This is a genomic window from Neorhizobium alkalisoli, assembly GCF_007829835.1.
Lineage (GTDB): Bacteria > Pseudomonadota > Alphaproteobacteria > Rhizobiales > Rhizobiaceae > Neorhizobium.
This window is the reverse complement of the sequence record NZ_VIWP01000004.1, coordinates 572615-593570: the sequence shown is the minus strand read 5'-3', so window position 1 is coordinate 593570 and position 20956 is coordinate 572615. Positions and strand designations below refer to the sequence as shown.

At 60.3% G+C, this 20956-nt stretch carries 21 protein-coding genes; 6 read left to right on the top strand and 15 right to left on the bottom strand.

The annotated features are described in order from the left end of the window. Nucleotides 1-5: 5 nt before the first annotated feature. On the bottom strand, nucleotides 6-743 hold the full coding sequence (flgF, locus tag FHW37_RS18720) for a flagellar basal-body rod protein FlgF (protein ID WP_145639089.1): 738 nt from the start codon (nucleotides 741-743) through the stop codon (nucleotides 6-8). A 252-nt stretch (nucleotides 744-995) separates the two neighbouring features. Between flgF and motA the strand changes: the two genes are divergently transcribed. The 6 genes from motA to FHW37_RS18690 all read left to right on the top strand — a co-directional run bounded on the left by motA (nucleotide 996) and on the right by FHW37_RS18690 (nucleotide 6266). Next, complete coding sequence (gene motA / locus FHW37_RS18715; protein WP_145639087.1) at nucleotides 996-1865, top strand: flagellar motor stator protein MotA; 870 nt, start codon at nucleotides 996-998, stop codon at nucleotides 1863-1865. Between the two features lie 5 nt (nucleotides 1866-1870). Continuing rightward, nucleotides 1871-2815: a FliM/FliN family flagellar motor switch protein gene (locus tag FHW37_RS18710; RefSeq protein ID WP_145639084.1), complete on the top strand. Its 945-nt coding sequence runs from the start codon at nucleotides 1871-1873 to the stop codon at nucleotides 2813-2815. A gap of 71 nt (nucleotides 2816-2886) precedes the next feature. Further along, nucleotides 2887-3453, top strand: a complete 567-nt coding sequence (fliN, locus tag FHW37_RS18705) for a flagellar motor switch protein FliN (protein ID WP_145639083.1) — start codon at nucleotides 2887-2889, stop codon at nucleotides 3451-3453. A gap of 29 nt (nucleotides 3454-3482) precedes the next feature. Further along, a complete protein-coding gene (gene fliG / locus FHW37_RS18700; protein ID WP_145639081.1) occupies nucleotides 3483-4544 on the top strand; it encodes a flagellar motor switch protein FliG in 1062 nt (353 codons plus the stop codon). 202 nt (nucleotides 4545-4746) lie between these two features. Next, nucleotides 4747-5826, top strand: coding sequence for a flagellar biosynthesis protein FlhB (gene flhB / locus FHW37_RS18695; protein ID WP_145639079.1), 1080 nt, complete (start codon nucleotides 4747-4749; stop codon nucleotides 5824-5826). A 5-nt stretch (nucleotides 5827-5831) separates the two neighbouring features. Further along, nucleotides 5832-6266, top strand: a complete 435-nt coding sequence (locus tag FHW37_RS18690; protein WP_145639077.1) for a hypothetical protein — start codon at nucleotides 5832-5834, stop codon at nucleotides 6264-6266. Between the two features lie 63 nt (nucleotides 6267-6329). On the opposite strand, the gene visR is transcribed toward FHW37_RS18690, so the two are convergent. From visR to FHW37_RS18620, 14 genes are all read right to left on the bottom strand, one after another. Continuing rightward, complete coding sequence (gene visR / locus FHW37_RS18685) at nucleotides 6330-7076, bottom strand: transcriptional regulator VisR (RefSeq protein WP_145639076.1); 747 nt, start codon at nucleotides 7074-7076, stop codon at nucleotides 6330-6332. A 17-nt stretch (nucleotides 7077-7093) separates the two neighbouring features. Continuing rightward, complete coding sequence (visN, locus tag FHW37_RS18680) at nucleotides 7094-7831, bottom strand: transcriptional regulator VisN (protein WP_145639074.1); 738 nt, start codon at nucleotides 7829-7831, stop codon at nucleotides 7094-7096. Nucleotides 7832-8188: 357 nt separating this feature from the next. Beyond that, entirely contained in the window at nucleotides 8189-9862 is a 1674-nt protein-coding gene (fliF, locus tag FHW37_RS18675; protein ID WP_145639072.1) for a flagellar basal-body MS-ring/collar protein FliF, read from the bottom strand. 149 nt (nucleotides 9863-10011) lie between these two features. Then, complete coding sequence (gene cheT / locus FHW37_RS18670) at nucleotides 10012-10401, bottom strand: chemotaxis protein CheT (RefSeq protein ID WP_145639070.1); 390 nt, start codon at nucleotides 10399-10401, stop codon at nucleotides 10012-10014. 32 nt (nucleotides 10402-10433) lie between these two features. Continuing rightward, nucleotides 10434-10991 carry a chemoreceptor glutamine deamidase CheD gene (gene cheD, locus FHW37_RS18665; protein ID WP_145639068.1) on the bottom strand — a complete coding sequence of 186 codons (558 nt, stop codon included), beginning with the start codon at nucleotides 10989-10991 and terminating at the stop codon, nucleotides 10434-10436. Then, nucleotides 10988-11377 carry a response regulator gene (locus FHW37_RS18660; RefSeq protein WP_145639066.1) on the bottom strand — a complete coding sequence of 130 codons (390 nt, stop codon included), beginning with the start codon at nucleotides 11375-11377 and terminating at the stop codon, nucleotides 10988-10990. Before FHW37_RS18660 ends, cheD begins: the two co-directional genes overlap by 4 nt. Further along, nucleotides 11377-12417 carry a protein-glutamate O-methylesterase CheB gene (gene cheB / locus FHW37_RS18655; RefSeq protein ID WP_145639065.1) on the bottom strand — a complete coding sequence of 347 codons (1041 nt, stop codon included), beginning with the start codon at nucleotides 12415-12417 and terminating at the stop codon, nucleotides 11377-11379. Before cheB ends, FHW37_RS18660 begins: the two co-directional genes overlap by 1 nt. Next, entirely contained in the window at nucleotides 12414-13322 is a 909-nt protein-coding gene (cheR, locus tag FHW37_RS18650; protein WP_145639063.1) for a protein-glutamate O-methyltransferase CheR, read from the bottom strand. Before cheR ends, cheB begins: the two co-directional genes overlap by 4 nt. Continuing rightward, a complete protein-coding gene (locus FHW37_RS18645) occupies nucleotides 13319-13786 on the bottom strand; it encodes a chemotaxis protein CheW (protein WP_145639061.1) in 468 nt (155 codons plus the stop codon). The genes cheR and FHW37_RS18645 overlap by 4 nt, the downstream gene beginning before the upstream one ends. 5 nt (nucleotides 13787-13791) lie before the next feature. After that, nucleotides 13792-16035, bottom strand: coding sequence for a chemotaxis protein CheA (locus FHW37_RS18640; RefSeq protein ID WP_145639059.1), 2244 nt, complete (start codon nucleotides 16033-16035; stop codon nucleotides 13792-13794). A 16-nt stretch (nucleotides 16036-16051) separates the two neighbouring features. Continuing rightward, complete coding sequence (gene cheY1 / locus FHW37_RS18635) at nucleotides 16052-16417, bottom strand: chemotaxis response regulator CheY1 (protein WP_007753206.1); 366 nt, start codon at nucleotides 16415-16417, stop codon at nucleotides 16052-16054. A gap of 3 nt (nucleotides 16418-16420) precedes the next feature. Beyond that, nucleotides 16421-16714 (bottom strand): STAS domain-containing protein, encoded by a 294-nt coding sequence (locus FHW37_RS18630; RefSeq protein WP_145639057.1) that lies wholly within the window; start codon nucleotides 16712-16714, stop codon nucleotides 16421-16423. Further along, nucleotides 16714-18339, bottom strand: coding sequence for a globin-coupled sensor protein (locus tag FHW37_RS18625; RefSeq protein ID WP_145639055.1), 1626 nt, complete (start codon nucleotides 18337-18339; stop codon nucleotides 16714-16716). The genes FHW37_RS18630 and FHW37_RS18625 overlap by 1 nt, the downstream gene beginning before the upstream one ends. 385 nt (nucleotides 18340-18724) lie before the next feature. Further along, nucleotides 18725-20818, bottom strand: a complete 2094-nt coding sequence (locus FHW37_RS18620; protein WP_246690819.1) for a cellulose synthase — start codon at nucleotides 20816-20818, stop codon at nucleotides 18725-18727. Between the last annotated feature and the right edge of the window lie 138 nt (nucleotides 20819-20956).

The window sequence follows — 20956 nt, the reverse complement described above, 5'->3', positions numbered from 1 at the left end:
GCCGATTACGAATTGGAGCCGCCGAGGGTCTTGATCGCATCCTTCATCGAGCTCTCGCTGTCCTGCATCAGGGAGGAGATGCCTTCGAAGGCGCGGTTGACCTGGATCAGCTCGGTCATTTCACCGATGCCGTTGACATTCGACTGCTCGACATACCCCTGGGCGACCGAGGTATCGAAGCGATCAACCAGCGGCTGCGGATTGTCGACCGGAATGACGCCTTCGTTCTCGTAACGATTGAAGCCCTTGGTGATATCGGCCGTGAACAGGCCGAGCGTCGCGACCGCCTGGTCGTTCTGGCGGATGATGCCATCAGCGCCGACCGTCGGCGGGCCGCCGTCGCGATTAAGCTGGATCGGCGCGCCGCCGGCATCAAGCACGGCAAAGCCACGGATCGACTTCAAGGAGCCGTTCTCGTCCATGGTGAAACGGCCGTCGCGGGTCAGAACCTGACCGGCCGGCGTGTTGATGGCGAACCAGGCATCACCCTTGACCGCGAAGTCGAAAGGGTTGCCGGTGCGCTCAAGCTGGCCGGTCTTGGTGGACAGATAGTCATTGCCCTGGGTCACGAAGGCGATCTTGGCGCCGATATCGTTCTTCGTCTTGCTCAACACCTCGTCGAACTTCACTTCCGTGGAGCGGAAGCCGACGGTGTTCATGTTGGCCATATTGTCGGCGATAGTGTTCAGGCGGCGCTCAAGCGCGATCTGGGATGACACACCGACGTAAAGTCCGGATTGCATATCATTTGCCTCCGTGTTCCAGGGTATTGCACGAGACCCGGGCGGTCCGCATGCCGTTTGCATGAAAGGGCAAAACAGCCCCATTCACCGGACATTCCCGTCCAATCCTGGCGGAACCTATTTAAGAAGACTTGCGCGAACCTGTTCGGCCAAGCCCTTGGCCCGGTTCATGCCGCAGCGCACGCCAGAACCAGCCTCACGCAAGCCAGAAGCCGTATCTCGGGGTCAAACAACGATCGGTGAAGGTACGCGATGATTATTATTATTGGTTTCGTGATCATTGTCGGCTGTGTGATCGGCGGCTTCATGGCAGAACACGGCCCTGTCGAAAGACTGTTCCAGCCTTACGAACTGCTGATCATCGGCGGCGCCGGCGTCGGCACCTTCATCATGTCGAATTCGATGAAGGTGGTGAAGGATTCGGGCAAGGCGCTCGGCGACGCTTTCGGCAACAAGGTTCCTAAGGAACGCCACTATCTCGACGTGCTCGGCTGCCTTTATTCGCTGATGCGCGACCTGCGCACCAAGTCGCGAAACGAGATCGAAGCGCATATCGACAATCCGGAAGAATCCTCGATCTTCCAGTCCTCTCCGAGCGTTCTGAAGAACAAGGAGCTGACCTCCTTCATCTGTGACTATGTGCGCCTGATCATCATCGGCAATGCACGGTCTCACGAGATCGAGGCGCTGATGGACGAAGAAATCGACACCATCCTGCACGACAAGCTGAAGCCTTATCACGCGATCACCGCGATCGGCGATTCCTTCCCGGCAATCGGTATTGTCGCGGCCGTTCTCGGCGTCATCAAGGCGCTCGCATCGATCAACGAATCGCCGGAAGTTCTGGGCGAGCTGATCGGCGCGGCACTCGTCGGCACCATGCTCGGCATTCTTCTGTCCTACTGCATCTGCAACCCGATCTGCTCGCAGATCAAGATCGTCCGCACCAAGCAGCACCGCCTCTACATCATCGTCAAGCAGACGCTGCTTGCCTACATGAACGGCTCGGTTCCGCAGGTTGCGCTCGAATATGGCCGCAAGACCATTTCCAACTACGAACGTCCTTCGATCGACAGCGTCGAACAGGAAATGATGAACCCCGGTGGTGAGAAGGCAGCCTGACGATCATGAGTGAAGCGACGCAATCTTCTCCCACGATGGACCTTGCGGTCCTCGCAAAGCTGACCGGCGGCCTTGGCGATCGCAAGACCGTCGAGAAGATCAGCGCCGATTTCGGCAGCCTCTATACGGAGTTCCTGCCGGACGTCTTTCACAGCGAAACCGGTATCCATATCGGCGTCACCTATGGCGGATGCCGCTCCGGCCTGATGACCAGCCTGATCGACGACCTCGGCGACGGCTACGCCCTCAGCGACGGCGCATTGCGCAACTGGTCGCCGAATTTCGTGCTCGGCTGCAACAGCACGTTCATCATGGCGCTGATGGAGCTGATGCTTGGTGCAGCGCCCGACACCGTGCTGCAGTCGACCGAGCGGAAGCTTTCCGATATCGAGCTCGACCTCGCCACGATGGTGTTCGAGCGTATCGCCAACGTATTGCGCTCCGGCGTCAATGCTGCGGGTGGCTTCGAGGCCACTCTCGAAAAGCCCTATAATTCCGAAGGCCGCCCGAAGCCGGAAGTTCCGGCAGCGCCGGAATTCGGCGTGGCGATCCGTATGGGCCTGGAACTCGGCAAGGTCAAATCCGAATTCGCGCTCATCATCCCGCAGCGCGCCTTCCTCAAGACGAATGTGGTTGTGCCGCGGGCAAAGGGCCAGGCCGGCAAGAACCAGCAGGAATGGACCGATCGCATGAACGAGCAGGTTCGCCGCTCGCAGGTGACGCTCGAGGCCCGTATCCGGCTGCAGAAGCTGACGCTCGGCACGATTTCGCGCCTCGCCGTCGGCGATGTCATCGCTTTCAAGGACAAATCCGATGTGCAGGTTCAGGTCAGCGCCAATGGTCGCGACATGTATTCGTGCGAATTCGGGCGCTCGGGCGAGCGTTATACAGTCCGCGTAAAGGATAATATCAGTACTGAAAATGAAATTCTCACACACCTGATAGGCTAGAAGGCGCCCTCTCTGCAGCGGCATTTCCGCGAAGGCAGGCTGACGCAAGTTTCAACGGGAATAATGGTTTCATGGCAACGAAAAAGACCCCCATCACCGAAGACGACTCCCTGATGCCGGTCGGCAACGAAGCCGAGCTGGATCAGGCCATCGACGACCTGCGTGGCGTCTTGAAGGCAGATGAAGACGGTGGCGTGCCTGGTTTCGACGCCGATTTCGGCGCGGCCGGCGGCAGCAGCGATTTTGCGCAGTCTTCCGATTTCGGCGGCGAATTTGGTGCCGATTCCGGCGTGTCTGATTTTGGTGGCGCCAGCTTCGGCGGCAGCAGCTTCGACGACGATATGTCGTCGGGTGGTTCGCAGCGGGAAGCAGGCTCGGCGCTCGATGCCAATCTAGACCTGATCATGGATATCCCGATCGACGTCGAGATCGTGCTCGGCACCAGCCGCATGCAGGTCTCCGGCCTGATGAGCCTTGAAGAAGGCGCCACGATCGCACTCGACAAGAAGATCGGCGAGCCGGTCGAAATCATGGTGAACGGCCGCCGTATCGGCAAGGGCGAGATCACCGTACTGGAAAATGACGATACCCGCTTCGGAGTGAAATTGACCGAAGTCTTGAGCACCAAGCGCGCCTGATCCCGGTGTAGGGACAGAGAGGGAAGACCATGATGGACTTTGAAGATTTCGGGAGCGCAGTGTCAGCGCAACCGTTGTCCCAGGCCGAAAAGGCGGCCGCGGTACTGCTTGCCATGGGCAAGGGTGTCGCCGGCAAGCTGCTCAAGTATTTTACCCAGAACGAGCTGCAGACGATCATCGCCTCGGCACAGACGCTCCGCGCCATTCCGCCGGACGAACTGTTGCAGCTCGTCAACGAATTCGAAGACCTGTTCACCGAAGGCACCGGCCTGATGGACAACGCGGCCGCCATCGAGGGCATCCTCGAAGCCGGCCTGACGCCTGAAGAAGTCGACGGCCTGCTCGGCCGTCGCGCCGCTTTCCAGGCTTACGAATCCTCGATCTGGGACAGGCTGCAGGATGCCGATCCGGCATTTGTCGGCGAATTCCTGGTCAAGGAACATCCGCAGACCATCGCCTATATCCTGTCCATGATGCCGTCCTCGTTCGGCGCCAAGGTGCTGATGCAGCTGCCGGAAGCACGCCGCGCAGACGTCATGAACCGTACGGTCAACATGAAGCAGGTCAGCCCGAAGGCCTCGCAGATCATCGAAAACCGCGTGATCGAACTGATCGAAGCCATCGAGGCAGAACGCAACTCGACCGGTACTGCGAAGGTTGCCGAACTGATGAACGAACTCGAGAAGAAGCAGGTCGATACCCTGCTCGGCTCGCTCGAGGACATCAGCAAGGAATCCGCCACCAAGGTCCGCCCGAAGATCTTCCTCTTCGAAGACCTCATGTACATGCCGCAGCGCAGCCGCGTCATGCTGCTCAACGACATTGCCGGCGACATCCTTACGATGGCGCTGCGTGGCGCAAGCAACGAGATCAAGGAATGTGTCCTGTCGTCGATCAGCCCGCGCCAGCGCCGCATGATCGAATCGGATCTCGGTGTCCAGGGTGCGGCACTCAATCCGCGCGAAGTGGCCATCGCCCGCCGTGCCGTTGCACAGGAAGCGATCCGTCTCGCCAATGCCGGCCAGATCCTGCTCAAGGAAAAGGTCGAGGAAGAAAAGAGCGAAGAAGAGAAGGCCCCCGAGGCGGCCTGATCAAACCATCATGCACGAGGAGAAGACGGAGTGGACTGAAGTCCGCTCCGTCTTTTTTTGTCCGGGATGCCGCATGCGTCCGAAAGACGGCGGCGGTCGACGGGATATCCCCCGGTCTTTTTGTTGACTCGATTACCCGATACCGCCTCACAGGCTAGACTGTCGGTACGGCCGCAGCCGATTCGCTCGATGGAATGGCGCCTTGTCTGACGAAGATAAAGACAGCAAAACAGAAGACCCAAGTTCCAAAAAGCTGTCCGATGCAGCCGAAAAAGGTAACGTTCCGGTCTCTCGCGAAGTACCGCTCTTCGCTTCGATGCTGGCCTTCTACGTCTTTCTCGTATTCTTCCTGCCTTCCGGCTTCGCGCAGATCAGCCAGGTTCTGAAGGATCTCTTCGATCGGCCCGAGCAGTGGCAGATGGAGAATACCCAGGACATGGTCTCGCTGGGCGTCCATCTTGGCTGGGCGATAGCAAGCTTCCTCGCGCCGGTAATGATTCTCTTCATCCTGTTCGGGCTTGGCTCGTCTTTCGCGCAGAACATGCCATCCTTCGTGCTCGAACGGATCAGACCGCAGTTCAGCCGCATATCGCCGGTTGCCGGCCTGAAGCGAATATTCAGCATCACCGGCCTCATCGAATTCGCCAAATCCGTCTTCAAGATCTTTGCGGTGGCGCTGATCATGTATCTCGCCCTGCGCGGCGAATATTTCGCCGTTCTCGACGCGATGTTTTCCGACCCCCAGGTTATCCTGGTGAAGCTCAACGCGATTGCCCGCAAGATGGTGATCGTCGTTCTGGCATCGGCAGCGCTTCTGGCAATCATCGACCTCTTCTGGACGCGGCACCACTGGTACCAACAGCTGAAAATGACCAAGCAGGAGGTCAAGGACGAGTACAAGCAGGCGCAGGGCGACCCGATCGTCAAGTCGAGGCAGCGCTCGATCGCCCGTGACCGAGCCCGCCGGCGCATGATCAGCAACGTGCCCCGCGCCACGCTGGTGATCGCCAACCCGACCCATTATGCGGTGGCGCTTCGTTATGTACGCGAGGAAAGCGACGCGCCCGTCGTCGTTGCAAAGGGCCAGGACATCATCGCGCTCAGGATTCGCGAGATTGCAGAGGAAAACGATATTCCCGTTTTTGAAGATCCGCCGCTAGCGCGCTCCATGTTTGCGCAAGTCTCGGTGGATACTGTCATCCCACCAGTCTTCTACAAGGCTGTGGCAGAACTCGTGCACCGGATTTACGCATCCCGGTCGCTCCAGAAACGGACACGCTAAGCGTCATGAAAAAATGCGCCTATTCCCTCGAACGGGAAAAGATCGTCGCTACCGCCCTCAGCCCCGTCGCATCCGAATTGCGTCTGCTGGACGCTGGCGACCTGATTTCTCTGCTGCGTCTCGAACGCTATAGCAGTCTGTCCGACCTCGTCTCTTCCGCCGCAGAGCTCTATTTCCATCCGGGCACGGTCAGCTTCGGCGCCGGCGGCGATTTCAAGCTTGAATGGAATGGTCAGCCGGAAGTGGTGCTGGACCTGGAAATCAAACCACGTGGCGTCTCCGTCTACGCTCGCCTGACGCTCGCTGACCAGAGCGCGGGACTGGAAATCGACCATATCTCATTCCAGAATCCGTCTGAAAATCCGGATGAAAACACCGATTTTCTGGCCCGCAGCCTGCTCGACGCCAAGTTCGTCGCCGCAAGCTCAACGTCGCACTGACGCCGAAACCACCCAGCAGTCTCCGACCGCCGCGCTTCGCATGTCCGATTGGACGTAAGGCGCCTAGTGAATGTAGCCAAGGCGAATCGCCTTGGCGATCGCCTGGATGCGGTTGACCGAATTGAGCTTGATCGTCGCCGATCCGAGATAGGCGTTGACGGTGTGGACCGAGAGACCGAGCTTTTCGGCAATTTCTTCGCTGATCCTGCCATCACCGGCCAGCTGAAGGCAGGCCACCTCACGCTCGCTCAGTGATTCGGCCGGCATGCTGCGCCGTTCGTCGAGAGCCAGAAGATCCATCATCACCTGGCAGCTTCTCACATGCTGGTCGATGATCAGGTCGCTTTCGAGGGCAAGCGAACCCGCGAGGAAAGCCACATAGCCATTTCCAAGCGCGCCGAGGCGAACGGGAAAGGCGACACCGGAAAAGGGTGTGGCCCGTTCATCGAGCTGCCGCACCAGCGAGGAAAACTCGCCCGCTTCCGAAAAGGCGCCGTTCTCCGTGCCGGTCCAGATCAATGGCAGGACCGACATTTCGATATGGTCGAGAAAGATCTCGCCATACCCTTCCATCAGCTGATCCTGCTGCTCGGCGGCAAGCACGCCCCAGTTCTCCAGCTCGCAGACGAGCTTGCGTTTGTTCGGAAGCCCTGCACCAGCGACCCTGAAGACGGCAAAGTTGCGGGCACGCAGGTTCTTCTGCATCGCGACGAGTTTGGGAAAGACATCGGAACGGCTCGAGGCTCGCTGCAGGCGCAGATACTGGATGCTGCCCGGCCCATCCACAACGCCGCTGCGGGAAAACCCCATGCCCATTTACCCCTGTTCTAAACGAGATTGTTGCGAACTGCGTAAGCAATCGCTTCCGAACGTGTCTTGGTGGCCGTCTTGCGCATCACGCTGGTGATGTAGTTGTTGATCGTGTTGCGGGAGATGCCGAGAATGACGGCGATCTCGTCGCTGGTCTTGCCTTCCGCGATCCAGAACAGGCATTCCAGCTCGCGTTCCGTCAGTTCGAAATCGCGCTCCGCCTTGGCATCGCGCGCTTCGGCAAAACTTGCACCATAGGCCGCGAAAAGTCCGACTTCGCGCAGACGTTCCTGCGACAGGATGATGCCTTCGGAGAAGAGAAGCATCAGAGAGAAACGGGTTTTTCCGACGCAGAAGGTCAGGGCGCAATATTGGCGGCTGATATTGTCCGGCGGAGAAATGTCATCCGGCAGCAGCGAGAAGCTCGGTGTCAGAAGCGACAGGCATTTTTCGAGCTCTGTAGAGCGGGCATATCCACTTGCCAGATCGGCGCCCAGACGCCGCACGAGATCGAAAGGCCAGTTTGAGGTGACGATGAAGTCGAGCCCCTGTTCCTGGACGAGATCGTAACGGGCAAGAAGGAAATGCGATGCGCCGACATAGTCGGCCAGAAGCCGCATCACGGCCTGCACGTTGTTGGATCTGGTGGAAACCGAAAGACGCCTCACGAGCTGCTCGCGCGACATGATCCTGGAGCCAGCCGGATCCTGCGGGCGGCGGCTTTCCGGTGTCCTGTCTGCCTCTGGCAACTCCATTCGCGATCTGCTCCCCGGACACGCTACGACCGCAGTCGCGCGTGTCGGTTTCATCAAACGACGTATGATAGTCCAGCCTGAAATGCCTTGAACCGCCTCCGGATTATCAAACCCGAACCCCAGAATCAAAACACCGCAAACCAAGCTTCTCCATCCTGAAGCCGGAATTTACCGTACGAATCATAGTTATTTTAGGAAATGGTGCAGGAATTGCTATGGCCGCGGGGGAACTTTCCCCGGCTAAAGCCGAACCAACTTTGGCATTGTTATGAGCAGAATCCGCCAAGTATGTGGCAAGGTTGAAAGAAAAGGCCGGGCAAGCCCGGCCTTCCTTGATCATATTTTCGTGATAGGTACTCAGGCTGCCTTGTCGACGGCCCACTTGCGGAGAATTTTTGCGGCCCGCTCTTCGGAGATCTCGACCATGCGGGCGAGGCGTTTCTCCGGACCTTCCTTGACGCGGCGGTTGAAGCTGCCCTCGTCTTCGCCACCCATGAAGTCGTCGCCCCCGTCAAAACCGAAGTCCGAGCCGAAGCCTTCCATGAGCGATGGGCTTGCGCCGCCCGGCGAGAAGTCGGGCAGTTCGAGACCTGCGCCTTCTGTCGCGAGTTCGCCAGCCGCACTGCCACCACCGACGGTGCGGATGAGCGGGCGCAGACCAAGCCAGACCACCAGGAAGGCGACCAGGACGAAGGCGAGCGAGTTGATGATGCCACCGATATTGCGGTTCAGCACTTCCATCATGCTCGGGCCGGTCGCGGCGTCATCCAGCAGCTGGGTCTCGACGAAATCCATGGCGGTCAGCGTCACGACGTCACCACGGTCGGCATTGATGCCGGCGGCCGAGGATACGATCTTCTGCATTTCGGCCAGGTAGGCGTCGATCTTGGCCTGATCGACAGGTTCGCCGACCATCTTGGCGATACGTCCCTTGTTGACCACGACGGCGATCGAGACCTTTTCGATCTGGTAGCCGTTCTTGGTCGTCGCGACGGTCTTCTGGTTGATTTCGTAGTTGGTCTGCTCTTCCTTCTTGTCGGACTGATCGGAAGATTTCGGACCATTATTGCCACCGGCCTGCGGTGCGGCCTGCGGAACGTTCTGTTCGACAGTGGTGGCGTTGTCTGTTTCGGTCTGCTGCGACTTCGAGGCTTCCTTGGTCGTGCGCACCGAGCGCTCGACACGCGAATTCGGGTCGAAGACGGTTTCCTGAGTCTGCTTGGCGTCGGTATTGAGCTGTGCGGTCACGCTGGAGCGAAAGTTGTCCATGCCGAGGAAGGGCGCGAGCGCCTTGTCGATATTGCTTTCGATTTCCTGCTGGACGGACTGGACGACGCCCAGCGAACGGCTGATCTGGCTGTTGCCGCCATCATCACCGGAAGCGAGCAGCTGGCCGGTCGAATCGAGAATCGTCACGTCCTCGACATCGAGGCCCGGAACGGCCGAAGCAACGAGATGACGAATGGACGAAGCGGCCTTGCGGCCGGTGGACGAGCTGGCGCGGATCATGACCGACGCGGTCGGCTTCTGCTCACCACGCCGGAAATTGCCGACATCGGGCATAACGATATGGACGCGGGCTGCGGCAACACCTGCGATCTGCTGGATGGTACGGCCGATCTCGCCTTCAAGGGCGCGGACGCGGGTGACTTCCTGCATGAACGAGGTCAGGCCGAGAGAGCCGACATTATCGAAGAGTTCGTAACCGGCATTGGCGCTGTTCGGCAGGCCACGCTCGGCGAGCAGCAGACGTGCCTTACCGGTCATGCCGACAGGAACCTGCACGCTCTTGCCATCCGTGCCGACTTCAAATGGAAGATTGGCTTCTGCAAGTGCGATGCTGACCTGGTTCAGGTCCGTGGTCTCGAGGCCCGTATAAAGGGTCTCATAGGCCGGTTTGTTCACGTAAAGTGCGGCGGCGAGCACAATAGCCACCGAGACGACGCCAACTGCGCCAAGAGCAATCAATCGCGTCTGGCCCAAATTGGCCAGATTTTTAAAGATTGTTGAAAATTGAGCCAACAGATTCATTCTGTTCCCACATCGTCACACAAGATATCGAGCCTATGCCCGAGGCCAACTTAGTTGCCGAAGCTTGTGCGAGCGTTTCGAAGGCGCAGGGCCTTCGCAGATGCGGTAGAGGGGTGGGAGCCCTGCCGCAGGCCGGTTTTCAGGCCTTATCAGAAGAAATCGAAGTCGCCTGCGGCCTTGTTGATCGGCTGCGAGTGACCGTGGCGCAACCCGTTTGCCAATGCCTTCTGCATGTCGGCAAGCTTGACGAGGCTGAGTGCCGTCGAGACATCGACCTTCCATTCGGTCGGAATGCTCGCGGTGACGGTATCGATGAATTCTGCAAGACCGCGCGTCTTCTGAACCGCGAGGTCGATGCCCTGCAGCACTTTCATGCTGTCGGGATGCTGGAGGATCTGCGGACCGCCGAGTTCCAGAACCTGGGGCTCGATACGCTCGATCAGATAAGCGACGTCGTGAAGTTCCGATACGAGACGCATCAGGACTTCCGGCAGGGATTCCTCGAGGGAAGCGGTGTTCGGGGCGACGATCTCGTTCATGGCTGTCCTCGTATGGATCCCGCTTGCTATGCTTAAAAGAACTCGATCGAATCTTCGACTGGCTTGACGGGAGCACGAACCGGACGCTGTTCGAGCGCAACGGTTTTCTGGGTTTCTGCACCGGTCAGCGGATATTGCCGCGCGCGACCGCTGGAGGGCCAGAATTCGAGCTTGCGGCCGTGATCGCCACCGGTCGAGGAACCGACGATCGGAATGCCTTCATCCTTCAGGAACTGCATCGCGAAGGCGGCATTCTGTTCGCCGACATTGGAAAAGCTGGCAATCGTCTTGGCGCCGCCGAAGATCTTGGCTTCCAGCCTGTCGCGGCGGGCGCCCTGCTTCAGCAGGCCGTTGATCAGCAATTCCATCAGATGAACGCCGTAGCGGGTGGCGTCACCGCCGGAGGTTCCTGCCCCGGCCGTGCCGGGAAGCAGGAAATGGTTCATGCCGCCGACTCCCGTAACGGGATCACGAAGACAGGCAGCCACGCAGGATCCAAGGATCGTCGAAAGGACGACATTCGGATCGTTGACGACCTTCCACTCCCCCTGGATGATGTGAATGCGCCTGGCAGCGGCGGCATCGTTCATTTGAGCGCTCCGAACACTGCCTCGATGGCAGCCTTCATCTTTTCGATGGTGAACGGCTTGGCGAGAACGTTGTTGGCGCCGAGCTGGGCAGCCCGCTGCACAAGAGCGCGGTCGCCCTGAGCCGTCAGGATGATGAACGCCGCCTTCTTGGTGGTCGGGTTGGCGCGTACGGCCTGCAGGAACTCGATCCCATCCTTCTTCGGCATGTTGAAGTCGGAAATGACGAGGTGGTGTGGCTGCTCGGCCATGATCTTCATGCCCTGCTCACCGTCACCGGCGGCAGTGATTTGCTTGAAACCGAGCTGTGTCAGTGCGTCGCTGAGCAGCAGGCGGCTCGTCACCTGATCATCGACGATCAGCACTTTAATTTTTTCAGCGAGGGACATTATTCGGTACCTTCTTTTCGGGCGGCAGTTAACTTCAATATTTCTTCACCGATGGAGCCTAGCGGCAGTTGATGCTCGACGGCCCCAATTTCATGGGCGACCCTCGGCATGCCGTAGACCACACAGGTCTTTTCGTTCTGGCCAATCGTACGAGCGCCTGCGCTGCGCATTTTCAGCAGACCGGAAGCCCCGTCGCGACCCATGCCGGTCAGGATAACCCCGACGGCATTGCGGCCAGCCAGTTCCGCGACCGAGTCAAAAAGAACATCGACAGACGGCCTGTGGCCGTTCACCGGGTCCTTTTCGATCAGCCGGCAACAGGGCGCCGACGGATTGACCACCTGCAGATGCCGTTCGCCACCGGGCGCTAGATAGACCTTGCCAATCTCCAGCCGTGCGCCATCGGTCGCTTCCTGCACTACAGGAGCGCAGATACGATTAAGCCGTTCAGCAAAACTTTTGGTAAACGTGGAAGGCATATGTTGAGTAATTACGGTCGGTGGGCAGTTTTGTGGAAACTTTTGCAGCACTGCGATCAGCGCTTCGACACCACCGGTTGATGAACCGATCGCCACAACCTTGCGGCCGACGCGGTATTCAGTTGCCGGTGTCGCAACCGGAACCGGCGCGGCGACGACCTGCCGGCGACCGGAGCGGGCCGCAGCCTTCACCTTTTCCGCCAGATCCACGAAAGGACGGGCATCGCCCGGAACCGGCTTGCCGACGCAATCGAAGGCACCGATTTCCAGCGCAGCCAGCGTCGCATGGGCGCCGTGATGGGTCATGGTCGAGACCATGATCACCGGCATGGGGCGCAGGCGCATGATCTTCTCGAGGAATTCGAGCCCGTTCATATTGGGCATTTCGATGTCGAGCGTCACCACGTCCGGGTTCAGCTGCTTGATCGCCGAACGCGCTTCCATGGCGTCGCCGGCCTGGCCGATGACATTGACTTCCGGATCGGAATTGAGGACGGCCGTGATCAGGCCGCGCATGGTCGGGCTGTCATCGACGACAAGGACTCGTGCCGGAGCGCTCATACTTTCCTCCCTGCAGACTTGCCGGTGTAGCGGTAAGTCGTGATCCCGATATTATCGAACGCGTTCTTCGCATCACCGGACACCCGTTCGGAGTGGCCGATATAAAGATGCCCCCCCTCGGGCAGCAGCGAAGCGAAACGCGACCAGATCTTCACCTGGGTCGGTTCGTCGAAATAGATGACGACGTTGCGGCAGAAGATCACGTCGAAACCGCCCTTGAACGGCCACTGGGCCATCAGGTTGAGCTCGTTGAAGGTGATCAGCTTCTTGACGCGGTCATCGACCTGGAATTTGCGGCGGCCACCGGCATCGACTTCACGGAACCACTGCTTGCGCATGGCCGGGCTGATCGCTTCCAGAGCGTTCTCGTCATAGATACCGGCGCGCGCCGTGGCGAGGATCTTCGGATCGATGTCGGTCGCAAGAATACGGAAATCGTAATCGGCGGCGTTCTGAAGGGCAGACAGAACCGTCAGCGCGATCGAATAGGGCTCCTGTCCGTCCGAGCAGGCGGCAGACCAGATGCGTACACGACCGCCGCTCTTGGCGCGAGCAATCAGGCCCGGCAGGACTTCGTCGCGCAGGTGCTCGAAATGATGGTTTTCGCGGAAGAAGCGCGTGAAATTCGTGGTCAGGTGCGACAGCATCTCGCGGCGGGCGGCAGCGCCCTCCTGCGAAGAGACCAGCGTGCAATATTCCCGGAAGCCCCTGAGCCCCAGATTGCGGATATGCTTGGACAGTCTCGAATAGACGAGAGAGGCCTTGGAATCGTTGAGATAGATCCCCGCATCCGCATAGATCATCGCAGCGATCTCGGAGAGATCGCGCCGCGTCAGCGGATATTCTCCGCTTGCCAGGACTTCATCCGGCGACTGCCGGCTTTCCATCGCACCTAAAGACATCATGCGGCTTCGCTTTCCTGCTCCGGGAAGAGGGCATCCAGCTCGATCATGCAGATCATCCGCTTATCGATCGCCAATATGCCTCTCGCATACTGCCTCTCGAGATCCGACGAGATCTCGGGGACAGGCTGGATATTGTCGTCGGTAATCGTAAGGATATCGGAAACAGCCTCGACAAGCAGGCCGACGATCCGATTTTTGAACTGAGCGACGATGATCACGTGGCGATCGGTGGGCTCGGCTTTCTTCATGCCGAGCCGCAGCGAAAGATCCACGATGGGCAGGACGGCGCCGCGCAGGTTGATCATCCCTATCACGTAGGGCGGAGCATGCGGCATCGGCATTGCCTGGGTCCAGCCGCGGATTTCGCGGACCGACATGATGTTCACCGAGAATTCCTGATCGCCTATCCGAAAGGCGATCAGTTCCTTGTTTCCCTGGGACATGCTCTTCATGACATCCGACATGCAGGTCAGCCCGTGGCAGCCAGAGACATTTCAGCCCGGAGCGACTGACCGCGGGAAGCGGCGACAACTGCATCGACGTCAAGGATGAGTGCGACGCGACCGTCACCGAGAATGGTGGCAGCTGCGATGCCCGGAACGTGGGTATAGTTGGCTTCGAGCGACTTGATGACGACCTGACGCTGGCCCTGGATGGCATCGACCATCAGCGCGCGCTGACCGCCGCCTTCGGATTCCACCAGCAGAGCGACACCTTCGACCGGGTTGGCCTGGGTGGCGCGGAAGTTGAGGATGCGACCGACATCGACCAGCGGGCAGAAGGAGTTGCGGATCGAGATCAACCGCTGCGTCGCGCCGAAGGAATGGATGGCGGATGCTTCCGGCTGCAGGGTTTCGACGATTGCCGTCAGCGGCACGACCAGGGTCTGGCCGGCGACCGTGACGACCATGCCGTCGAGGACGGCGAGCGTCAGCGGCAGGCTCATGGTGAAGGTCGAACCGAGACCCGGACGCGAGGAGATCGAGATACGACCGCCGAGTGCCTGGATCGAGCGCTTGACGACGTCCATGCCGACGCCGCGGCCGGAAATGTCGGAGATCTGGTCTGCGGTCGAGAAGCCCGGTGCGAAGATCAGGTTATCGATTTCTTCGTCCGAGAGGTTTGCATCCGGGCTGATCAGGTCGTTGTCGATCGCCTTCTGCTTGACGCGCTCGCGGTTAATACCGCCGCCATCGTCCTGCAGTTCAATCAGGATGCGGCCCGAACGATGCTTTGCGGACAGCTTGATCGTGCCTTCCGGATCCTTGCCGGCGGCCTCGCGCTTTTCAGGGCTTTCGATGCCGTGGTCGACGGCATTACGGATCATGTGCGTCAGCGGTTCGGCAATCTTGTCGATAACCGTCTTGTCGACTTCGGTGTTTTCACCTTCGGTGACGAGGCGGATCTGCTTGCCGACCATGTCGGCCACTTCGCGAACGATACGCGACATGCGCTGGAACACCGGCTTGACCGGCTGCGCGCGGATGGCCATGACCGAGTCCTGGATCTCGCGGGTGAGCTGCTGCAGCTCTTCGAGGCCCATGTTGACGGCCGAGGTGCCGGTCGCATCGTTTTCGATGACGCTCTGCGAGAGCATCGCCTGGTTGATGACAAGCTCGCCGACGAGGTTGATCAGGCGGTCGACGCGATCGAGATCGACGCGGATCGTCTGGCCGGCGGCAGCGGCAGCTGCTGCGGCATTGTTCTGGGCGGCGTTGTTCTGGGCTGCAGCGGCAGGCGCTGCGGCTTCCTTCTTTTCGACGCGGGCCGCGGCAGCAGCGACCTTGCTGACGTCGGAAGCAGTCTGTGCGGCGGAAACGGCAGCAGCAACGGTTTCTTCGACAGCCGAAGTCTCCACGGCCGGCTCGTCATCGAGAGCAGAAAGATCGAACGGTACCGGAACCATCGGCAGTTCTTCACTCGTCTCAGCGGCGCCAACCGGCTTCACTTCGAGATCGCAATCCCATTCGGCAAATTCGAAGACGGCGCGGATGTCGTCCTCGCTCTTTTCGGTGGTGACGAAGATCGTCCAGCCGAAATAGGAGGCTTCCGGATCCATCTTGTCGAGGTCCGGGAGAGAATCGATGTCGCAATGAATGCTCATTTCGCCGAGACGCGAGAGATCGCGCAGCAGCAGAGCGGCTTCATTGCCCTTGGAATAGAGTTCGCGGCGCGGCTTGAAGGTGACTTCGAAGGTCGACGTCTCAGGCTCGTCGTCGAAGGAGAACGGGATCGGCTGGAAGCCGCTCTCGTCCGTCGGCGCCGGCATCGGAGCGGCCGGCGCGGCAGCAGCCTTCGGTGCCTCGACATGGGCTGCCGGAGCGAGCGTCTCGCCATTGGCAAGCGCTTCGAGTTCCTTGACCAGGCCGCGGCTTCTCGCCTCGTCGACACCACCGCCATCGCGGGAGGCGGTGACAAGGTCGGCCAGCACGTCGGCCGACTTCAGCATGACCTTAAGAACATCCGGGCCCGGCTCGAGCTTGTTGGAGCGGACGCAGTCCAGCGTCGTCTCGAAGACGTGCGCAAAGGCAACCAGGTCGTCCAGACCGAAAGCACCGGCTCCTCCCTTGATGGAATGAACGGCACGGAAAACGGCATTGACCGTTTCGGGGTCGCGGTCCCCGTCGTTCAGCTTAAGAAGACCCGATTCCAGTTCGGCGAGCTGTTCTTCGCATTCCTGGAAAAAGATTTCTTTGATTTCGTTCATATCCATGGGAAGGAATCCTGGCTCAGGCGGTTACACGCTCGATGGCATCGATCAGTTTGGCAGGGTCGAAGGGCTTGACGATCCAGCCCGTTGCACCGGCCTGACGGGCACGGTTCTTCTTTTCTGCGTCGCTTTCCGTCGTCAGAACGAGGATCGGAACGGCGCGGTATTTTTCGTTGCGGCGAACGCCTTCGATGAAACCGAAGCCGTCAAGGCGCGGCATGTTGATGTCGGTCACGATGACATCAGGATTGCAGCCTTCCAGGACTTCCAGGCCTTCAACGCCGTCCTCAGCCTGAATGGTCTCGAAGCCCGCATTATTCAGGGTCACCAGAAGCATGTTCCGGATCGTCCGTGAATCATCCACGGTGAGTACTTTCTTTTTCATTTCTTAGATCTCCTTAGCGATCAAAGTGTCGAGGTTGATGCCGATCAGCTGCATCGTCTTTTCGAAGGCATCGGAGGCTTTTTCGACGAGGAAGGACTTTTTGTCGGCCTTCCAGGTCTTGGCTCCGGCAGCCAGTACCTGCACGCACTGCACACCCATTCTCTCCACGCCCGAGGCGTCGATCACCACGTTGCTGCCGCGCATGGACATCAGCTTGCCATGCAGAGCCGTTGCTTCGTTGAGGTCCAGGACCGAAGGCAGCTTCAAACTTCCCGATGCGGCTTTCTTGGCAGCCATCAGCTAATTCCTTGTTTCTTCTGGTAGAGGTGAGCAAAATCGTCCGCGCTCTCGGTCGTGATCCGGCCGATGGCTGCAGTCGAAGGTTCAATCCGGGCAGCGGCAGCGCGGGTGCGCGGCGCATCTTCATAACCCTGGTCGTAACGGCCCTGACGGGCGATACGGAATTCGCGAACGGTGCGGCCAAGTTCGAGGATGACCGTGTGCAGCTCGTCGGCATTTTCGCCGGAGCGCTGTGCAAGGGCCGCCGTCGAGGCAAGCTCGCCGCCGATCGTGCCGATATCGGCGGTCACGCGGTCGAGGCCCTCGGCCTGATCGCCGGCGGACCGGGCAATGCCGGAGATGGAATCGTTGATATCGGAAACCTGGCGGACGATACCGTCGATCGCACCCTGCGTGCGGTGAACCATCTCGACGCCGGCATCCACCTGCGTCTTGGTACCGTTGACGAGCGTCTTGATCTCGCGGGCCGCATCGGCGGAGCGCTGCGCCAGCGCGCGCACTTCCTGGGCGACGACGGCAAATCCGCGGCCGCTGTCGCCGGCGCGGGCGGCTTCGATACCGGCATTGAGCGCGAGCAGATTGGTCTGGAAGGCGATCTCGTCGATCACCCCGATGATTTCGCCGATCTTCTCGGCGGACGCTTCGATATCGGCCATGGCATTGATGGCCTGGCCGACGACCTTGCCGCTTTCTTCCGCGGCGCGGCGGGTGGCGGCGGTGGCCTTTTCGGCGGCAACCGTACCGACGGCCCCTTCCCTTACCTGCGCTGCCAGCTGCGACAACTGATCACCGGCATTCTGGAGACGGCCGGACTGTTCCTGAGAGGCGCGGGCGAACGTATTGGAAAGCTCGGAGAGCGAACCGGTCAGGTTTCCGGCGCGCGCACCGGCACCGTCGAGACCCTGGAAAGTGGTGCGCATGCCGCCGAGGGCTTCGTTCAGAAGCTCGGCAAGCTCGCGATAGGCATCCGGCACATCGGCCGGGAGAGAAATGGTCAGGTCACGGTCGGCAAGGGCGGCGATGACCGACATGAAAGTTTCGACGGCTTCGGACTGATCGGCAACGCGCTGGTCGGCAAGAGCGCGCTGGTGTTTCTGGCGCTGCTCGTTGAAGCGCAGCGAGACGGCAATCTCTACATCGACCATGACGAGGCGGATGATCGCGCCGACGAGGTCGAGCATTTCCTGTTCGCGCTTGCGGCCGGTCGGCAGGAAGGAGCGCGAGGTCATGTCGGAAATCGCGCCACTGACGAGATGCTCGAGCATCACGCCATGACCGGCGACATGCCAGCGCGGGTCGAGGCCGATGCGGCTCTCGGTATCCGACAGAAGCTTTACACGCTCGGCATAAAGCGCATCGAAGCGGGCATCCGTCAGGACGCTCCAATGCGAAGCCTGCAGGTCATGCAGGCGTTCGATCTGGTTTTCGCTTTCGAAATTGCGAGCGGCCTCGGACGAGGACTGGAAACGGTGGAAGAGATCGCGCAGGCCGGCCTTCAGATGCGGCTCCAGCTGCGGGCGACAGCGGCGGACAAGATCGCAGAGTTCGCCGTCGAGGCCGGCAAACGCAAGGCGTTCGCCGAGGCTACCCGCCTGGCTCCGTCGCCCCTGTTCTGTCGGCATGTCCTGCACCAAAGCATCTCCGCGTGAAACCGACCAGCCCGTATGGACTGGCGCATTGCTGCCGCGTCAGATGGAACCGGAAAGATACGGATTGGCCGCCAGGACGGACGATAGGGTCCGGACTGGCAATACATTCACCGCAAAGCGTTTCTTGGATCTGAGCATGGCGAATACCGGATCGGTACCGGTACGGCTCTGCGGCTTCATGCCTGGTGGGAGATCCCCCGATCACCCATCCCGCCGTGTCCTCTAATATGTATGGTTAATTCCTTGCGTGAAGGTTAATAGCTGCAACGACTTGAATGCTTTTGATTCAAATACAAACAAGTAATTTCGCACTGCAGCAACCAGTCTTCGCGAAAAACGCGAAGCCTATCAGAGCATTTCAATTTTCCGGCGGATAGATCAGATCGGCGAGCGCGCGCTGGCCGTCTGCGCTGCCGGTCGATGCCAGGGCCTGGAAAATCCTTACTGCATCCGGGCGTCTGCCGACATTCAGGTAGGAATAACCGCGCAATAGCAGAAGATCATTCTGCTCCGGTACGATCTGGGCGCGCTGGTCGAGTGCGATCAATGCCTGGTTATAATGGCCAAGCTTGAAGGCGTTAACGGCGCGGTTGGAAAGAATGGCGCTCTGCAGTTCGACCGCACGCGTGTTCGGCTGTTTTGCCGCAGCTGCTGCCGCAGAAGCATTGTCGGTGAGGCCGACCCTGAGATAGGCGAGGCTGCGGCCATAGGCGGCATCCGAACGCGTGACCTGCGATGAACTCGCAGAAGCGGCCTCGAAGGCCTGAACCGCCTCGAGCGGCCGGTTGAGATCCATCAGGCACCATCCCCTCGAGAGGGACTGTTCCGGAGTGCCACCACGCAGGTCCGCATCCACCGCGCAACCACGCGGCGCGCTGGCGCGGGCCGGCGCAGGTCGCTGCACCCGCGAAGGTGCAGGCGCTGCAGCAACCTGCTGCTGGCGAGGGGCACGCTCCACCGGCTGCTGCTGATAGGCCGGCTGCTGATAGGCCTGCTGGTAGTTTTGTTGCTGGTATGCGGGCTGCTGATAGGCCGGTGACGTATAGGAAGGCGCACGGTCGGGGACCTGCTGGGCCGTGGGTCGATATTGTACCGGCACTTCGGCAGGCTGGCGCGCGCCGCGCGCCGCCGGTTGTCCTGCGGCGGCATTGAGCGGTCTGCCGATTTCGGCAATCCGTTCCGAGCTTTGGCCCCATGTTCGCTGCAGGTTGGCAAGCCCTGCCCTGTCGCCAAGGTCGTTGCGGCTGAGCGCAAGGCCATAGGCGGAGGGCTCGTCGTCGCGTTTCCAGTTCAGCGCCGCGCCGAACCATTCCGCGGCAGTCGCGGGCTGGCGCATGGCACGGGCATACCAGCCGAACTGCTGGGCTGCGGCGGCATCCCGGGCGGCAATGACGATGGGCGCCATGCGCGCCAGGACCGTTTCCTGGATGACGGGCGGCGGATCCTGGGCAAGCAGGTTGGCAACGGAGGCCATATAGGCTGCCTTGGTACCATCCGAAGTGTCGCGCCAGCGGTAAAGCACGTTTTCGGCTTCGCCCGGAGAATTCTGCTTGATCAGCGTCAGCGCGAGGCCCTCGCTGGACGAGGCCGTGTCTTCCTTGGAATGGGCGCGGCGGAACCAGCGCTCCGCACCGCCGAGATTGTCGCGGCGATAATAATACCAGCCGAGCAGAAGCGCGTCGGAAGCCTTGTCCTGCTTGTCGGCCAGCTGTTCCAGCCGCGTCAGGTACTTGTCCGGCACGACGAGCTTGGGATCGGTATTGCCATCGGCGACGAAACGGCGGGCGAGGTCGTCCCGCAATGTCTCGAATTCCGGCTGGCCACCGGGCGGCGTGCGTTCCTTGGCCAGCAAGGTATCCAGCATGTCCGGCGGCAGAAGCTCGCTTGCCTTCTGCACCGTCGCAACGCGTTCGGCCGGGCTGTCGCAATTGTCCAGCACATAGGCATAGGCGTCGCGCGCGCGGCCCTTCTTGTCCGTGTCGGCAAAGGCTTCCGCTACGCGCCAAAGAACATCGGTTTCGGCGCAGGTCAGCAGGCTCGGATTTTCGGCAGCGGTGCGGATGACGGCCTCGTAATCCTTCCTGTCGGAGGATGCCGTCAGGCTTGAGCGTGCTTCGGCGAGCTTCAGGCGATCCAGCAGATCCTGCGGCACCTGCCAGGCGGGTTCGGTTGCCTGGCGCTGGGCGATCGCCTTGCGCAGGTCCTCATAACGCGACTGCGCATAAAGCTGCCACATGTTTTCCAGCTGTGGATCGCCATTGGCACGTACGGCCAAAGGATCGGCCGGCGGCGTCCAGGTCGGATAGAGGGCGCGAAGGCGCGATATTTCGGCCTGCAGCCTTGCGGCGTCACCCCTTGCGGCGAAATAACGGAGCGCGCTCTCATCGACGACGGGTGCGTCGGGATCAGCGGGCACCTGCGGTGTAACGAGCGCCTGGGCGATCGTGGTCAAGCGGGATGGTTCTGCCGTGCCCGGCTGCGCGGGTTGACTGTTCTGGTTCGCCGACGGCGCTGTTGTCATCGACTGCGCGACGACCAAAGGTGCAGGCAAGGGTTGAGAGACTTCGCCGACATTTCCGGAGGGGGACGA

What these genes read in the sequence shown, in the direction of transcription:
- flgF (WP_145639089.1), bottom strand. Translation starts at nt 743, where the DNA reads ATGCAATCCGGACTTTACGTCGGTGTGTCATCCCAGATCGCGCTTGAG.
- motA (WP_145639087.1), top strand. Translation starts at nt 996, where the DNA reads ATGATTATTATTATTGGTTTCGTGATCATTGTCGGCTGTGTGATCGGC.
- FHW37_RS18710 (WP_145639084.1), top strand. Translation starts at nt 1,871, where the DNA reads ATGAGTGAAGCGACGCAATCTTCTCCCACGATGGACCTTGCGGTCCTC.
- fliN (WP_145639083.1), top strand. Translation starts at nt 2,887, where the DNA reads ATGGCAACGAAAAAGACCCCCATCACCGAAGACGACTCCCTGATGCCG.
- fliG (WP_145639081.1), top strand. Translation starts at nt 3,483, where the DNA reads ATGATGGACTTTGAAGATTTCGGGAGCGCAGTGTCAGCGCAACCGTTG.
- FHW37_RS18690 (WP_145639077.1), top strand. Translation starts at nt 5,832, where the DNA reads ATGAAAAAATGCGCCTATTCCCTCGAACGGGAAAAGATCGTCGCTACC.
- visR (WP_145639076.1), bottom strand. Translation starts at nt 7,076, where the DNA reads ATGGGGTTTTCCCGCAGCGGCGTTGTGGATGGGCCGGGCAGCATCCAG.
- visN (WP_145639074.1), bottom strand. Translation starts at nt 7,831, where the DNA reads ATGGAGTTGCCAGAGGCAGACAGGACACCGGAAAGCCGCCGCCCGCAG.
- fliF (WP_145639072.1), bottom strand. Translation starts at nt 9,862, where the DNA reads ATGAATCTGTTGGCTCAATTTTCAACAATCTTTAAAAATCTGGCCAAT.
- cheT (WP_145639070.1), bottom strand. Translation starts at nt 10,401, where the DNA reads ATGAACGAGATCGTCGCCCCGAACACCGCTTCCCTCGAGGAATCCCTG.
- cheD (WP_145639068.1), bottom strand. Translation starts at nt 10,991, where the DNA reads ATGAACGATGCCGCCGCTGCCAGGCGCATTCACATCATCCAGGGGGAG.
- FHW37_RS18660 (WP_145639066.1), bottom strand. Translation starts at nt 11,377, where the DNA reads ATGTCCCTCGCTGAAAAAATTAAAGTGCTGATCGTCGATGATCAGGTG.
- cheB (WP_145639065.1), bottom strand. Translation starts at nt 12,417, where the DNA reads ATGAGCGCTCCGGCACGAGTCCTTGTCGTCGATGACAGCCCGACCATG.
- cheR (WP_145639063.1), bottom strand. Translation starts at nt 13,322, where the DNA reads ATGATGTCTTTAGGTGCGATGGAAAGCCGGCAGTCGCCGGATGAAGTC.
- FHW37_RS18645 (WP_145639061.1), bottom strand. Translation starts at nt 13,786, where the DNA reads ATGTCGGATGTCATGAAGAGCATGTCCCAGGGAAACAAGGAACTGATC.
- FHW37_RS18640 (WP_145639059.1), bottom strand. Translation starts at nt 16,035, where the DNA reads ATGGATATGAACGAAATCAAAGAAATCTTTTTCCAGGAATGCGAAGAA.
- cheY1 (WP_007753206.1), bottom strand. Translation starts at nt 16,417, where the DNA reads ATGAAAAAGAAAGTACTCACCGTGGATGATTCACGGACGATCCGGAAC.
- FHW37_RS18630 (WP_145639057.1), bottom strand. Translation starts at nt 16,714, where the DNA reads ATGGCTGCCAAGAAAGCCGCATCGGGAAGTTTGAAGCTGCCTTCGGTC.
- FHW37_RS18625 (WP_145639055.1), bottom strand. Translation starts at nt 18,339, where the DNA reads ATGCCGACAGAACAGGGGCGACGGAGCCAGGCGGGTAGCCTCGGCGAA.